This is a genomic window from Shewanella maritima, assembly GCF_043643735.1.
Classification (GTDB): Bacteria; Pseudomonadota; Gammaproteobacteria; order Enterobacterales; family Shewanellaceae; genus Shewanella; species Shewanella maritima_A.
In genome coordinates, this window is the sequence record NZ_JBHZSM010000002.1 from 236,930 (window position 1) to 253,129 (window position 16,200).

The following is a 16,200-nucleotide window of genomic DNA, read 5'->3' on the forward strand; positions in this document are numbered from 1 at the left end:
AATGCCGCTTCGCACCAAAAAACAGCCGAGCCATATAGGTATTACGCGCCAGCTAGGATTTACACTGGTTGAAATGGTCACAGTGATCATTGTGCTTGGTATTCTGGTTGTCGGTGTCAGTAGTTTTGTGATTTTTGGTACTCGGATTTTTATTGAGTCGGCTTCAGTGGACCAAGTCTTGAGTCAAAGCCGGTTTGGGGTTGAGCGAATGACCCGCGATATTCGTAATGCCGTGCCAAATAGTATTCGAGTGCAAACCGCCACTAATGGGACTTATCAGTGCATTGAAATTTTGCCTATCAGTGCGAGCACCAGTTATTTGGATGCTCCCATATATCCTGATCCTGTGGATGACACTATGGCGGTAATTCAATCAAATGAAACAATTACAGCCGGTTGGCAAGCGATTATGTATCCTCTGACGGAATCAGAGCTCTATTCTGCAGCAGGAACAGAAGGCAAACGCTTTGAAATAGACAGTGTCTCTGTAGCGGCTAATCAGGCCGATATTAAATTTGCCAGCGATGTACGCTTCTTGGATGCTTCCCCATTGAAAAGGGTGTTTTTTGCTCAAGAGCCAATGAGCTACTGTTTCGTGAAGCCGAACTCAACTGCAGATGCTGACTTATTTTTATATCAAGGTTATGGCTTTCAAGCATCACAACCTGTGCCATCAGATATGGGGATGGGTGTATTAATGGCGCAAAATGTCAGTAATGCTTTTTTGGTTGAGCCTGCAATTGTATTAACGCCATCTAGCTTAGTGACCAATGCCATTGTGCACCTGCAGCCGCGGTTCAGCGTCAATGGCGAGTCATTCAAATATCAACATCAAGTGCAGGTGATGAATGTTCCATAATCACACACTCCGTCGCCAACGAGGCAGTGCGTTGGTGATAGGTATATTTATTATTATTGTCATGTTTTTATTGGCAGCAAGCTTGATACGCATTGTTGAAGATGGCGATGAAGCATTTTCAATGGAAGTGTGGGGCACACGTGCATTATTTGCTGCCAATAGTGGTGCTGATGCGGCATTAGCCCAGTTATTTCCACTCTCGGGAGCGGTAAATGATTGCTCAAGTGTCAGTGGCTCATGGACACCTCCTGTAAATGAGGTCGGTTTTCATAGTTGTTTGGTGAATATTAGTTGTACACCAACACAGGTGGGCAGTGTGACGCAATTTCGTATTACGAGTACTGCAACCTGTGAAACGGGAAGCTGTGGCAGTGATGACACGACAAATTGTCTAAGAGTAAATCGTCAGGTGGAGGTAGAAGCCCGTGGTGAATAAAGCGTTACTGACGAATTCTATAAACAGCATGTTGTGGGTAATGTTGTTTATGCTATTTACCTCTTATGATGCCAAGGCCGATTGGAGTAGTACCTTTATAGAAGGGGTCAATAATATCGATCCAAGCGGCACTATCACACTGAATACCGCAACTATTATAAATGCGCCAACCAATGGGCAGTTGCCTACCTATAACTATATCCAAAACGGGGATTCAAAGTTTAAAGCGTGTATTCCCAGTAATGGCAATGCCAAGTTTTGTCAGGCAGGGGATTTTGTCGCTGCTTTACCTCAAGAACGGCTGGATTTTTCACAATGTATTTCTTCTAGTTCGGATGATATCAGCGCTCCGCCGTCGAATGCGCCACTTACACAAGTGCCAGAAGGGGAGTATCGTAATATCACTATCGGTGGTGGCAGTGGGAGAACGATTGAATTTACAACCAATAATTCTGAGGGTATTTATAAAATAAAGAGCTTATCAGGAAGCTCGGGGAATCTGATTTTTGCGCCTGGCCAATATTGGATTGAAAATTTATCTCTAGGTTCAAGTGTTAGTCTTACTTTTCCCCAGTCAGGCAGCGTCACCTTTTTTGTTAAAGATGACTATACCCATCTGAACCTAAGCTTTTCTGTGCAACCTGAGCAGTTTGTTATATATAACTATGGTGATTTTACCCTGAATGGTAGTGCGACGCTTGATGCGCATGTTGTGTCTGAAGGCAATGTTGTGTTGAGTGGTTCATCTACATTAAATGGTGCCGTTACAGGGCAGCATGTAGAAATGGGGCGAGATGCGAAAGTTGTTTTTTCTGATGTTGCCCAACAAATTGATATTGTGCCTGATTGTAATACTCAAGCTGAAGACTCATTCCACCTACAATATGGCAAAGCGACATCTGCCAATGTTGTGTTTGATACACCGTTTGATGCAGGAGTCACCCCGCTTATATTTTTGATGCCTACCATAGCAGAGGTCAATAGCGATAACGATGGTCCAGCATCAGCCTTCTTAGTGGGCACACCATCCAATACTGGGTTTACTTGGTCACAAGAAGAATCTCCAACTACCTCAAACCGTTATGTCCCATCAGATACAATGACCGAAGTGCATTGGATAGCAGTGACCCCTGGTACCCATGATTTATCTAATGGCACTCAGTTAATCGCAGGTACGATTGATATCGATGAGGCATTGTTTGGTGGTAACTCCCCTTATACCGATGTGACATTGCCCAATACTCAAGATGTGCTGTTGCATCAAATTCAAACCAATGTGAATGATTGTTGGTTTACTACCACCTCACAATTTACCAATACCGGCATGGAGGTTGCGCTCGATACCTCTGAAGTACGCACTAATGGTAATCAGTGTATGCCTGCTAGATTAAATAATAATCGAATTCAAGCAGAGTCAGTGGCGTATATGTCGGTGCAATCTGGTGAAGGCAGCTTGGTATTAAACGGTGAAAACGTTAATTATCATTTTGGTTCACAAGCACAAACGTTCACTGCTGGCGGCATCCAATCTTTGAGCTATCAATGTAACTACACAACTGCAATCAATGGTTTTACTGAAGTGCCCGTTTTTGTGGCGGGTAAAAATAGTCGCCGTGGTGGTGATGGTGGTTGGTTAAGGCGTTGTCAGTTGACGAATAACTTAGTCAGTATGGTCGTGGATGAAGATACCTATCGAGATACCGACCGTCGCCATATATGGGAAAACTATAGTTTCGTTGCATTAGAGAAAGATGAGCAGGTATTCGAGTGTTTTAGTGATGATTTTTCTCGCTCGGATGTCGGTTCAGATTGGGTGGTATCGAGCAGTCGAGGAAACTTTACTCCCTCAATTGTAAATAACCGCTTGCGAGTGACGGAAGCGCAAGGCAACCAAGCCACATCTTCAACTTATCAGCGGTTGTTCCCCGCAGCGAATAACTTAGTGACGATTGAATTTGATCATTTTGCCTACGGTGGTAGTGGAGCCGATGGTATTGCCTTTGTGTTATCTGATGCTGCTATCACTCCACAAGCGGGGGCGTATGGTGGTCCACTTGGCTATGGTGCGCGCTCAACTGTCGATGGTTTTGCAGGTGGTTGGTTAGGTTTTGGTATCGATGAGTACGGTAACTTTTCAACCGAAGGCGGACCCAGCGGTCCAGGCAGGCGTCAACAGTCTGTGGCAATACGGGGCTCAGGCTCAGGGACTACGGGTTATGATTACTTGCGAGGTACCTGTAATAACGGCCAAACTAATCCTAATGGTGCCTGCTTAACGCCACCTGTTGATGATAACAATGTCTCACCAGCACATCGGTATCGCATCACGATAGATTCCCGCATTGCCGGTCAGTCAGTTGTCACGGTTGAACGAAACACAGGTTCAGGTTATGTCGAGTTGATTGCTCCGTTTGATGCGGCCGCAGAACCTACACAGTCTGCTGTACCGGCTGACTTTTTGTTGTCCCTCACTGGATCAACTGGCGGGGCTACAAATAATCATGAGATTGATAATGTTGAAATTTGTGCGCTAGATTCCAACCCTATTGGTGTTGTTATTGACCATTTTGAATTTGATCATTCGGGTAGCGGACTGACCTGTAATGCCGAGTCCATGACATTAAAAGCCTGTGCAGATGCGAACTGCGATAACTTAGTGTTAGATCAAGTCACAGCGACCTTAAGCCCTGCCACTATTCCTGCAGGTGGCGGATGGGTCGGCGGTAATGTTGTGACATTTACCGGCGGTCAAACCACGCTGGATTTACGTCATAACACACCCGGTGCGGTGACGATTGGCGTGACAGGCTCAACCCCGGGCACTAAGCCATTCAGTCAAACCCTGTGTTCTATTTCAGGTGGTGTTGCCAATGCAACTAACTGTACGCTGACCTTTGAAGATACAGGCTTTATTTTTGGCTCATCTACGGATAATACCGACTCTGGTGGCCAGTTTGTGAAATTTGCCAATAAACCCATTGATATGACGATTTCTGCTGTAAAAAAAGATGATTCGACCCAGCAATGTGTGCCCACCTTTGCCAATACCAGTAAAACGGTGAGCCTCTGGAGTAGCTTTATCAGTCCAGATATAAACAGTGTTGCGGCAACCTCCGCTGTGACGATAAATGGCGCAGGTATCGGCCAATCTCAGGCCGCAGCAACACCAATAAATTTAACGTTTGATGCACAAGGTGAAGCCAGTTTTACAGTCAATTACCCTGATGCTGGGCAGATGCAACTAGATGCACAATATATCGGCATCGGTGAAGAAGACGGCTTAACCATGTTAGGTAATGATAGGTTTATCAGTTTCCCTATCGGATTATGTGTGACTCCTGTTGATAATAATGCGGCTTGTGCAGCAGGTGATGCCAGTTGTGATGTGTATAAAAAAGCGGGGGAAACCTTTGAATTTGAAGTGCGTGGAAAGGCTTGGCAGCTTGATGGTGATGTAAATTACTGTGATAACTTGGATACCCCTAATTATGCGCACCAAGGTATGTTCCTTGCTCATGAATTAGTCGCGCCAAATCCTGGCGAGTTAGGTAGTGTGAGTAATACAAGTTACAACCACAGCGCACTCCCAAATAATCTCAATACGGTGACACAAGCGGTCAATGAAGTGGGCGTATTCAACTTCACTGTGACATCACCAGTGAATTATATCGGCTCTAATTTTTATAATATTCCAACGGCGAAAACAGGCTTTATCGGCCGCTTTATCCCCGACAGGTTTGTGATCAGTGGGGCTAATGTGATGCCAGCGTGTGGCAGCTTTAGCTATATGGACCAACCTTTCTCAATGTCGATGAATGTCAGTGCTTACAATACGACACCAAGTTACGTTACTAAAAACTATCAAGGCAGTTTTGCTAAGGCCACTGCAGCGTTAGCTGGTGAGAATAATGATGATGGTGTTGATTTAAGTCCGCGCTTCTCAGCACTACCCATCGGTAGCAGTGATTGGGTTGCAGGTGTGGCGACATTAGATGTTAGCCACGAAGCCACATTTAGCCGCACGAATGCGCCACTCTTGGACGGGCCATTTACCCAGCTTGCTATCGGTGTGCAGATGTTTGATAACGATGGCGACTATGCTTTTGTCGCTAATCCTGACATGAGGCCTGATACATCGGGTAACTGTGCCACGCCAAGTAATACTTGTACTGCTAAGCAGATTAGCACTCAAAATTTGCGCCACGGTAGAGTCATTCTTGGAAATACCTATGGGCCGGAGTCTGAAACACTCGTTATGCCTGTTACTGCGCAGTATTGGAATGGCGTTGACTGGGTAACGAATGTCGATGACAGTTGCAGTATTGTACGGGGTGTATTGCCGCCATCAGCAACCTATGAGCCAGCAATTCGAGTTAATGAGATTGTTACGCGCAGTGAAACAGGCAACATGGCTAATGGTGAACAGCAATTATTGTGGCAAAACATAGGTACCACAAATTATCGTGGTCAAGTGACAGCGCCAATGGATGTGGATGCTTGGTTAGAGTGGTATTGGAATTGGAACTCGCTTTCACCTAATGATTTAGCCGATCCAAGAGCCAGTGCCTTCTTTGGCCGCTATCGTGGCCATGACCGTGTCATTTATTGGCAAGAAGTGCGTTAAAAGCGCGTAAGCAAATTGCTTCATCAAACACTGAATTTAGTGATTAACTCAGCTCAAATGAGAGTTTGCTAATGCATTTGTAAAAAAAATGCCAAGATTAGCAATTGTTAACCCCTTGGCTCTTGTGGAATCGGGGTGTCATTGATAAAGTGAGCTGATTTTTCATTCTTCTGACTTCACAGAAACAGGCCTGATTCATGTTCAAAAAGTTGCGCGGTATATTCTCAAATGACCTATCTATCGATTTAGGTACGGCAAACACCCTTATTTATGTTCGAGACGAAGGGATTGTTTTGAATGAGCCATCAGTGGTGGCTATCCGTGGCGAACGCACTGGTAATGGCCAAAAGTCGGTAGCAGCTGTTGGTACCGATGCTAAACAGATGTTAGGCCGTACACCGGGTAACATTAAAGCCATCCGCCCAATGAAAGACGGTGTGATTGCTGACTTTTATGTTACTGAGAAAATGTTACAGCATTTTATCAAGCAAGTGCATAACAACAGCTTTTTCCGCCCAAGCCCACGCGTATTAGTGTGTGTGCCAGTGGGAGCAACTCAGGTTGAGCGTCGTGCTATTCGTGAATCTGCTATGGGTGCTGGTGCGCGAGAAGTGTACCTAATTGAAGAACCAATGGCGGCGGCAATTGGTGCGGGTTTACCAGTATCAGAAGCAACAGGTTCTATGGTGGTAGACATCGGTGGTGGTACCACAGAAGTTGCCATTATCTCACTCAATGGCGTGGTGTATTCATCATCAGTTCGCATTGGTGGTGACAAGTTTGATGACGCCATTATCAACTATGTTCGCCGCAACTATGGTAGTTTGATTGGTGAAGCAACAGCAGAACGTATTAAGCACACTATCGGCACCGCGTACCCAGGTGACGAAGTGTTAGAGATTGAAGTTCGTGGTCGTAACCTTGCTGAAGGTGTACCAAGAAGCTTCACTCTGAACAGCAATGAAATTCTAGAAGCACTGCAAGAGCCACTGTCAGGCATTGTTAGTGCGGTAATGGTTGCCCTTGAGCAGTCTCCACCTGAATTAGCTTCTGATATTTCAGAGCGCGGCATGGTATTAACCGGTGGTGGTGCATTACTGCGTGATTTAGACCGTTTGTTAATGCAAGAGACAGGTATTCCTGTCATGGTGGCTGATGACCCACTGACTTGTGTTGCTCGTGGTGGCGGTAAAGCGCTAGAAATGATTGATATGCATGGTGGTGATTTATTCTCTGAAGAGAATTAATCCATAAACGCATATTAAATAAAAGGGGCATTATGATGCCCCCTTTTTGTTCTTAGAAAGTACATAATGAAACCAATTTTCGTTCGCGGGATATCGAGTCAATTTCGTCTCACACTGGCAGTGATTTTGTCGGTGGTATTAATGATGGCCAACGAACGCCTCGAGCCCTTAAGAAACTCGCTTTCTACCCTCCTAAGCCCGTTACATTTCGTGGCCAATGTACCTGGTGATTTACTCGATTGGTCTGCTGAAGCATTTGCGACACGTAACATGCTCGCCATGCAAAACAAGCAATTACTTAGGCAGCAATTGATGATGTCTGAGCGCTTGCAACGCTTTGAACATTTACGCCAAGAAAATGAACGTCTGAGAGTGCTGCTTGGTTCGCCTGTGCACATGGATTCTCGTAAAGTCGTGGCAGAAGTGATGGAAGTGGCCAGCGACCCATTTCGTCATTACGTGGTGTTAAACCATGGGCGAAATACTGGTGTATACGTTGGTCAGCCAGTAGTCGATGCTCACGGTGTTGTCGGTCAAGTGGTTGAAGTGAGTGAGTTCACCAGTCGCGTATTGTTAGTCTCTGATGCCACCCATGGTATTCCTGTGCGAATTACTCGCAATGATGTACGTGCAATTGCAAACGGCACGGCTGATATCGATGAAATTGAACTGCGTCACGTTGCCAAAAGTACCGATATTGTCGCGGGTGATTTACTCGTCACCTCTGGACTAGGCAACCGTTTTCCCGAAGGATATCCCGTGGCTCGAGTGATGTCAGTCTCGCGCGATGATGGCCAAAGTTATGCTGCAGTCAGCGCTCAGCCTTTAGCTGCGCTCGATCGTATTCGCTATGTGTTATTGATTTGGCCTGATGAAGAGGCAGATGTAGATATCGCGGAACAACTCATTGAAGTGTCTGCAGAAGATATTGAAGGTGCTACTGAGCAGCCAAACGGTACTGGAGCTCAAACCACAGAAAATGCACAGGAGTCACAATGAGTGCTCATATAGCAAATGGTCGTTTAGTGGTTTGGATTACCTTATTTGTGGCCATGATGTTCCAAATTATGCCGCTGCCACAGATTGTCGAAGTGTGGCGTCCAGATTGGCTGGTATTGGTGATGATCTACTGGGCAATGGCGTTACCTCATAGATACAGTGTGCTCACCGCATGGATATTAGGTGTCATGCTGGATATTTTACTGGGTGCCACATTAGGCATTCGAGCCTTAGCGTTGTCGCTAGTGATTTATTTTGTTGTGATGCACTCGCAACGTTTTCGAAACTTTCCCCGTTGGCAGCAATCTATATTAGTAGCCAGCTTGATTTGTGGTTATCACATGATTATCTACTGGCTGCAATATGTCGTAGTCGGTGGTGCAGAGTTCGATATAGCGCTGTTTTTACCTGCAATTTCTAGCGTGTTTATTTGGTGGTGGTTATTTTGGTCGCTACGTAATATACGCCGTTCTTACAAAGTCAGGTAAAGCTGCAAGCAGCTTATTCAATCAAATAATTAGAATGAAAACAAATAGGTAATTGACCATGACATGGGTGCTTGCTTCCACTTCTCCAAGACGTAAAAGTTTATTGCAACAAGCGGGCTTTACCCAGTCGCAGTTTCAATTTGAATTAGTTGCGCCAGATATTGATGAGTCGATGCAAGGCCAAGAACAACCTTTGCAATTTGTTGAGCGACTGGCGATTGAGAAAGCCCAAGCGGGTTTAAAGCTCAGCCAGCAGTTTACCGCACCTAAAGTGCTTGGTTCAGATACCATTGTTGTGCTTGACGGTGAAGTGCTAGGCAAGCCCAAAAATGTTGCGGACGCAACGGCCATGTTAAAACGCTTATCTGGGCAAACACATCAGGTGATGACCGCCGTTGCGATAACGGATGGTGATCAAACTCACGTTCGCAACTGCATCACTGAGGTGAGTTTTTGCGAGATTAGCGACGAAGATATTGCCGCCTATATTGCTACCCAAGAGCCGATGGATAAAGCCGGAAGTTATGGTATCCAAGCGTTGGGTGGCTGTTTTGTTCGCAGTATCAATGGTAGCTACTCTGCCGTAGTGGGTTTACCTTTGGTTGAAACCCGTGAATTATTAGCATTACTGGCACATTAATCTGTCAGTCATATTTAAACCGAGTTTGTATTTTTTCAGGTTTCCTGTTTGCAAACTAACGATGTTTGGTGACTTATGAACAACAAAATACAAAGCAAAAAAGGCTCTGAGTTACTGATAAATGTTACACCTACCGAAGCGAGAGTCGCGTTAGTCGAGCATGGTGTGTTACAAGAGGTGCACATTGAACGTCGTATGAAACGAGGTTTAGTGGGCAACATTTATAAAGGTAAAGTTAGCCGCGTTCTGCCGGGCATGCAGGCAGCATTTGTTGATATTGGATTAGATAAAGCCGCTTTTTTACATGCCTCCGATATCGTGCCGCACACAGAGTGTGTTGACGACCAAGAGCGCGGCAATTTTGTGGTGCGCGACATTGCCACCCTAGTTCGTCAAGGACAAGATATTATGGTGCAAGTGGTCAAAGACCCACTGGGCACCAAGGGCGCTCGTCTCACGACAGACATTACTTTACCGTCGCGTTATTTGGTATTTATGCCAGGTTCTAGTCATGTGGGTGTCTCGCAACGCATTGAGCAAGAAGAAGAACGTGCGCGACTCAAAGCGATTACCTTACCTTTCGTTGATGATGACGGCGGCTTTATTATCCGCACGGCTGCTGAGAATGTTGGTGATGTTGAGCTGGCACAAGATGCTGCATTCTTAAGAAGGGTATGGAGTAAAGTCAGTGAGCGTCGTAAGCGTCAAGGTGCGAGCTTGCTTTACCAAGACTTAGCACTGCAAGTACGCATTATTCGTGATTTTGTGGGTGAAGAGCTAGATCATATCCAAGTGGACTCTAAGCGAACCTTTGACGAGTTACATCAATTTTCTCAAGAGTTTATGCCTGAAATTGCCAATAAAATTGAGCATTATACTGGGCCTGCACCTATCTTCGAGCTATATGATGTCGAAAATGAAATTCAACGGGCTTTAGGCCGCAAGGTTGAGCTAAAGTCGGGTGGGTATTTGATTATTGATCAAACGGAAGCCATGACCACTGTCGACATCAATACTGGGGCGTTTGTGGGGCATCGAAACCTCGAAGAAACCATCTTTAATACTAACCTTGAAGCGACTCAGGCTATTGCCAGACAGCTGCGATTGCGTAACCTTGGTGGCATTGTCATTATCGACTTTATCGATATGCAAAATGAAGCGCATCAAGAAAGGGTGCTAACTAGCCTCAAATCAGCTTTAGCCCAAGATCGAGTTAAAACCAATGTCAGCGGTTTTTCAGGTTTAGGTCTGGTCGAAATGACCCGCAAGCGTACCCGTGAAAGTTTAGAGCATGTTGTGTGCGATGAATGTCCATCTTGTAAAGGTACCGGCAGTATGAAAACGGTGGAAACCGTGTCATATGAAGTTTTTCGGGAAATCATTCGCCTCAACCGTGCTTATCAAGCTGATGAGTTTTTGTTGTATTGCTCGCCTGCGGTGTATATGAGCTTAAGTGGTGATGAGAGCCATTTACTTGCAGAGTTAGAGGTTTATATCGGTAAGCAAATTCGCTTACAAAATGAAGTGATGTACGCACAAAATAAATATGATGTGGTAATGGTCTAGTGGCAAAAAGTCAGGCTAAAAAAGTTGGCCGCATATGCTGGCAATTTTTCGCGATAGCATTAGTGCTTTTTGCACTGGTGGTGAGCCTGATCCGCGGGTTATTACCCCATGTGCCTGAGATCCGTCAGGAGATTGTTAACTACATCGAATCTCAATACCAAATCAAAGTACAAGTCACTGAGCTTTCAGCACAGTGGCAGGCCTATGGCCCAGAGTTATCTGCGCATCACTTAGTTATTCCACAGCAGGACAAACTCCCACTAACCATTGTGGCACAAGATGTCCATGTGAAACTTGATTTCTGGGAGTCATTACTGAGTTTAACCCCGCAAATTGAGACTGTGGTTTTCGATGGTTTAAGTGTCGCCCTTGACCTTGACGCCCTCAAAGCCATGCCAACTACAGGTAATGCCAGCCGTGATTTAGATTGGCTTTATGCGTTATTGCTTGAACAGTTAGAGCATTATTCCATTAATGATGCTTCATTCCTGATTTACAGTAAAAATCATCAGTTTCGACCTATTTATATCGATAGTTTGCATTGGCTTAATACCAATAACCGTCATCGTGGTAAGGGACTTATTCATTTAGATCTGGATGCATCGGCAAAAGAGCGATTGGCTGTCAATGTCGACCTAACTGGCAACGGTTATCGACCAGATTCTATTGCAGGTGATATTTATATCGTGGCGAAGTCACTTGATATAGGTGAGTGGGCATCCCGTCGTGAAGATCCAATTATCGATTTAAATATTATCGAATTTGAGGGTGTGATTAACCTTGAGGCCTGGATGTCAGTGGCGAATCGTGGCATTCAGGATGCTATTTTTGACTTTCAACCGAGCTGGCTAAAATGGGAAGAAAAAGTCAGAGAGCATAGGCTCGACATGTTATCAGGGCAGTTGCTATGGCAACCAACTGATCATGGCTGGCAGTTCTCTAGTCAGGCGTTAGATTTCATTACCAATGGTAACCCTTGGGATTTATTGCAGTTGCAAATGAGCAAAAATAATGATGAATTCCATGCCAGAATAAGCGAGTTATCTTTTGCTAATTTCACGCCGCTCCTGCCTTTAATCCCTGGTGTATGGCGTGATGAAGTGGAAACATGGCACGCAATTGACCCTCAAGGCTTTGTGGGGCCAATAGAGGTAAATAAACGTGAAGATAAGTCTTGGGTTGCCAGTGTCACTGTGAATGATATGCAGTGGCAGCCTTATGCTGGCGTGCCTGGAATAGAGCCGATAGATTTTAACTTACACTGGCAAGATAATCGCTTGATTTTTGAGTTACCTAAGCAGCAATATGCTCTGGATTTTGCTGATGGCTTCCGTGAATCATTACAGTTCGATTCAAACGCCATTGAAGGCAGTTTTGATACTAACAACATGGAACTGGTGATTCCACAGGTGCAATTTGGTAATACAGATATTGCATTTGATGCTGGAGTTAAGCTTACATTTAATAACAATACTCATATGGCACTTGCTGCAAATATGCAGATCCATGATGTGGCTAAGGCAGAAAAATACTTCCCTTTAAAAAGCATGAGTGAAGGTTTGGTTAGTTACTTGAAAATGGGCTTAGTGGCTGGGCAGATCCCAGAAGCACAAGTTGTTTGGCACGGTAACCTAAATCAATACCCCTATGATGATGCCTCAGGCATATTTCAGGCCGACTTTTCTATCAAGCAAGGGCAATTCCAATTTCAAGATGATTGGCCCATGGTCACTGAGCTGGACTTGTATGCTTTGTTTGAAAATGCAGGTATGGATCTGTTAATTCGCTCAGGAAATCTAGGTGAAGTACCAGTCGATGGCGCCAAAGTCGCCATTGCCCGTTTTGAACCTGAGTTGGTGCTGACTGTAGTAGGTGATATCAACCCTGATGCACATGCTGCTTATGATGTTATTAAGCAATCTCCTTTAGCTGAATCTGTTGGAAGTGTGCTTGATGTGGTGCAAATCGAGCAGCAGTTAAACTTATTACTCGATTTAAGTTTCGCGCTTTATGATGATGGCCCAGCACCACAAATCAATGGCTTTGTGAAATTTGATGGAAACCCAGTGTTCATAGCTGAGCCCGGAATGCAGCTACGTGACGTGAGAGGTGATGTGAGCTTTGCTAGTGAAATTGTGCAAGGGCATGATATTGAAGCTCTGCTGTTTGGCCAGCCATTGCAATTTACCTTTAACACTGAGAAAAAAAACCAAAACATGGCATTGAATGTCGACATAGATGGGCAATGGCAACTTGATGCCTTGCCAGCTAGCTTTGCTAATCCGCTGAGTGATTACTATCAAGGACAAATGGATTGGCAAGGTGATCTGTTGATGATTTTTGATCCGTCTGGTTATACGTTGCAAGTGCATACTCAGTCCGATTTACAAGGCACAGAACTTAATTTGCCTGCACCTTTTGCCAAAACAGCAGAGCAACCTATGCAGCTGCGAGCAGAGTTAGTAGGTGATAACTTGCAGTCATCATTGAGTATCAAGTTAGATAATAAGGCCGAATTTTGGGGAGAGTTTAACCAAGAGAGCGGTAATAACCTCGCTTATTATGATTTATTGATTGGACGTCGTTTTCAATTAGGTGATGAACTACGTAAAAGTGATGGTCACTTGAATATCGATTTACCTTACGCTGAATTTACTCAGTGGTTACCCATCATTAACCAGTTTACTAGTCAAACAGAAGTTATTAGCGCAGCGATTAAAACCGTGGATGAAGCTGAAGAGCTGCAACCTAACCAAACAGCTAACGCTAATGAAGCTGTTGAAGTTACAGATGGGGCAGCGCTGCAAACTCCGTTAGTAAACGAGCCGTTAGTGTCAGCAGGTGATACCCAAGAAGCACAGATATTATCTAGTGAGGTTGTTGAAACTGTACTTTCTGAGGCTAGCGGTTCTGATTCATCATTAGCTCAAAGCGACCAGTCTGAAACTAGCTTGGCCGATTCAGCTGATGACATCAGTCAAACAGCGTTTTTCCCAGCACTTACTCAGATAAGCGGTAAGCTTGAGCAATTAGAGTTAATGGGGCAAACCTTTAATCAAGTTGAGTTTGTTGCACAACCACTCGAATATGTGTGGCGTTTTGATATTGATTCACAAGAGCTTGTTGGACACATCGATATTTACGGCAGTTGGCGTGACCAAGGATTAAAAATCGTCGCTCAAAAGCTACACTTATCACCAGAGTTTAAGTCATCAGACAGTGCAGATTACACTCAATCAGAACTACTGGGAAATATGCCACCGCTCGCCATTGATGTTGATGATTTTGCCGTCTATGACATTAACTTTGGCCACCTTGTGATGCAAGCTGATCCAGTTACTGATGGCTATCATTTCAGTACGGTGAGCCTTGAGCGTCCACTAGTGACTATCTCTGCAGTGGGTGATTGGCAAATGATTGAAGGGCAGTCAATGTCCAAATTTGATGTTGAAATGAATTCCACTAAATTTGATGAACTGTCAGATATGCTAGGCATCAATCTCGGGATTAAAGATGCGCCACTGGGGTTAGTAGGTGAATTTAGCTGGCAAGGGGCACCTTATGACTTTTCACTAGAAACCCTCAATGGCGAATTGAAATTTGATGTGGGTAAAGGGCATCTTTCAGAAATAAGTGATAAAGGCGCACGGATTTTCTCACTGTTTAGCTTAGATTCACTTGTACGTAAGTTGTCATTAGATTTCAGTGATGTGTTTGGCCAAGGTCTTTATTTTAACTCATTCAACGGTAGTCTAGATATTGACAATGGCGTGGTTAAAACCACGGATTCAGAGATGGATGCCATTGCAGGTAATATGCGGATGCGTGGTTTTACCGATCTAACCACAGGCAGTTTGAACTATGACATTCGATTTGTCCCTCAACTAGCCTCCAGTGTTCCTACTGTTGTGTTGCTTAGTACCAGTGCTTGGACGCTCGGCGTTGGCGCTTTTGCACTCACCAAGGTATTAGAGCCGGTTATTGAGGTCATTTCAGAAATTCGATTTAGGGTGACAGGTGATATTGATACGCCAATCTTAGAAGAGCTAGAACGTAAGAGTAAAGAAATTGAAATTCCGGAATCTGTATTGCGCGAAGCTAAGCCTGAGCAAACGCAAGAAGCTGAGCAAATTCAACAGCCCGAGCAGTCACAAGACCCCGAGCAGTCAAAAGAGCTAGAACAGTCAAAAGAGTCAGAGCAAGGTTTAGGTGCAAGCCCAGCCACTAACGATCAAGCTTCGGATAGCTTACCAACTGTTGAACAAACAAGCCCTACTAATGCAACTGAAGATGAAGAGCCAACGGTTGAGCCTCAGCCTAACGTGAAACAATCTGATCCTGTCACTTTAGCGAATGTGACTATGCTTAATCAGGCAACTGATCGCCATATTAAAGGCCGCTTGTTTATTGATAAAGGCCAAGTATCTTTTGATACAGGCCATATTCTAATAGATAAAGGAGAGTGCAATGCAATGGAGCTTACTGCAATGTCAAAGCAGCAAAGATGTACAAGCCAATCTAGCGTTTATAGAATCGCAGCTTAACACTCTTCCTCGTCTTGAAAATGAGCCTCAATTAGTCGTATTACCAGAATGCTGCTTACTATTTGGCGGGCATGAATCTCAACAATTGGCCATTGCCGGTAACGAACAGCTTAATGAGCTGGCAGATAAACTGGCTGCGATGGCCAAGCAATATCAAGTGCATATGGTGGCGGGTACCATGCCATTTCAAGCTCCTAACAATAAGGTAGTTAGCCGTTGTTATGTGTTTGATGATCAAGGGATGACACTTGATTATTATGACAAAATTCATCTGTTTGATGTCGATGTTGCTGATGGCACTCGCCAGTACCGTGAAAGTGATACTTTCGCGCCGGGAGATAGAATTACGGTGGTTGACACGCCTTTTGGCAAGATTGGTCTCGCCATTTGTTATGATTTACGTTTCGCTGACTTATTCAGAGCACTGCGTATTCAAGGAGCAGAACTTATCACTTTGCCCTCAGCATTTACCAAAGTGACCGGTGAAGCCCATTGGCAGGTATTACTGCAAGCCCGAGCCATTGAAAGCCAATGTTTTGTACTTGGAGCAAATCAATGGGGCTCACATAATCAAGGTAGTCGAGAAACCTATGGCCATAGTATGGTGGTTGACCCTTGGGGAAAAGTGTCGGCTTGTAAGCCAGAAGGTACAGGCTGGTTGCAGGTTCGTCCAGATTTACAGCAATTGCAGAAAATTCGCCAGAACATGCCTGTTTTAGGGCATAATCGATTTATTAAGCCTGAACTCACATCAAGCTAGCGCTTCATCTACAGCTTATCGCGCTAACGCAAATTGA

Annotated in this window: 10 protein-coding genes; all 10 read left to right on the forward strand. The window is 44.7% G+C overall.

Translation table 11 applies throughout. The features are described from left to right. Window position 1 precedes the first annotated feature (1 nt). Window positions 2-859 (forward strand): PilW family protein, encoded by an 858-nt coding sequence (locus tag ACHUGF_RS03210; protein ID WP_394129540.1) that lies wholly within the window; start codon window positions 2-4, stop codon window positions 857-859. Then, the gene (locus ACHUGF_RS03215) at window positions 849-1,295 is read left to right on the forward strand and encodes an MSHA biogenesis protein MshP (RefSeq protein WP_394129338.1); all 447 of its coding nucleotides are present in this window, start codon (window positions 849-851) and stop codon (window positions 1,293-1,295) included. Before ACHUGF_RS03210 ends, ACHUGF_RS03215 begins: the two co-directional genes overlap by 11 nt. Beyond that, window positions 1,288-5,919 (forward strand): DUF6701 domain-containing protein, encoded by a 4,632-nt coding sequence (locus ACHUGF_RS03220; protein WP_394129339.1) that lies wholly within the window; start codon window positions 1,288-1,290, stop codon window positions 5,917-5,919. The genes ACHUGF_RS03215 and ACHUGF_RS03220 overlap by 8 nt, the downstream gene beginning before the upstream one ends. Before the next feature lie 197 nt (window positions 5,920-6,116). Beyond that, the gene (locus ACHUGF_RS03225) at window positions 6,117-7,166 is read left to right on the forward strand and encodes a rod shape-determining protein (RefSeq protein WP_394129340.1); all 1,050 of its coding nucleotides are present in this window, start codon (window positions 6,117-6,119) and stop codon (window positions 7,164-7,166) included. A 66-nt stretch (window positions 7,167-7,232) separates the two neighbouring features. Further along, window positions 7,233-8,165, forward strand: a complete 933-nt coding sequence (gene mreC, locus ACHUGF_RS03230) for a rod shape-determining protein MreC (RefSeq protein ID WP_394129341.1) — start codon at window positions 7,233-7,235, stop codon at window positions 8,163-8,165. Further along, the gene (gene mreD, locus ACHUGF_RS03235; RefSeq protein WP_394129342.1) at window positions 8,162-8,653 is read left to right on the forward strand and encodes a rod shape-determining protein MreD; all 492 of its coding nucleotides are present in this window, start codon (window positions 8,162-8,164) and stop codon (window positions 8,651-8,653) included. Before mreC ends, mreD begins: the two co-directional genes overlap by 4 nt. 58 nt (window positions 8,654-8,711) lie before the next feature. Beyond that, window positions 8,712-9,293 (forward strand): Maf family protein, encoded by a 582-nt coding sequence (locus ACHUGF_RS03240; protein ID WP_394129343.1) that lies wholly within the window; start codon window positions 8,712-8,714, stop codon window positions 9,291-9,293. 75 nt (window positions 9,294-9,368) lie between these two features. Then, window positions 9,369-10,859 carry a ribonuclease G gene (rng, locus tag ACHUGF_RS03245; protein WP_394129344.1) on the forward strand — a complete coding sequence of 497 codons (1,491 nt, stop codon included), beginning with the start codon at window positions 9,369-9,371 and terminating at the stop codon, window positions 10,857-10,859. Then, on the forward strand, window positions 10,859-15,403 hold the full coding sequence (locus tag ACHUGF_RS03250) for a YhdP family protein (RefSeq protein ID WP_394129345.1): 4,545 nt from the start codon (window positions 10,859-10,861) through the stop codon (window positions 15,401-15,403). The genes rng and ACHUGF_RS03250 overlap by 1 nt, the downstream gene beginning before the upstream one ends. Further along, window positions 15,327-16,163: a carbon-nitrogen hydrolase family protein gene (locus ACHUGF_RS03255; RefSeq protein ID WP_394129346.1), complete on the forward strand. Its 837-nt coding sequence runs from the start codon at window positions 15,327-15,329 to the stop codon at window positions 16,161-16,163. Before ACHUGF_RS03250 ends, ACHUGF_RS03255 begins: the two co-directional genes overlap by 77 nt. Window positions 16,164-16,200 lie beyond the last annotated feature (37 nt).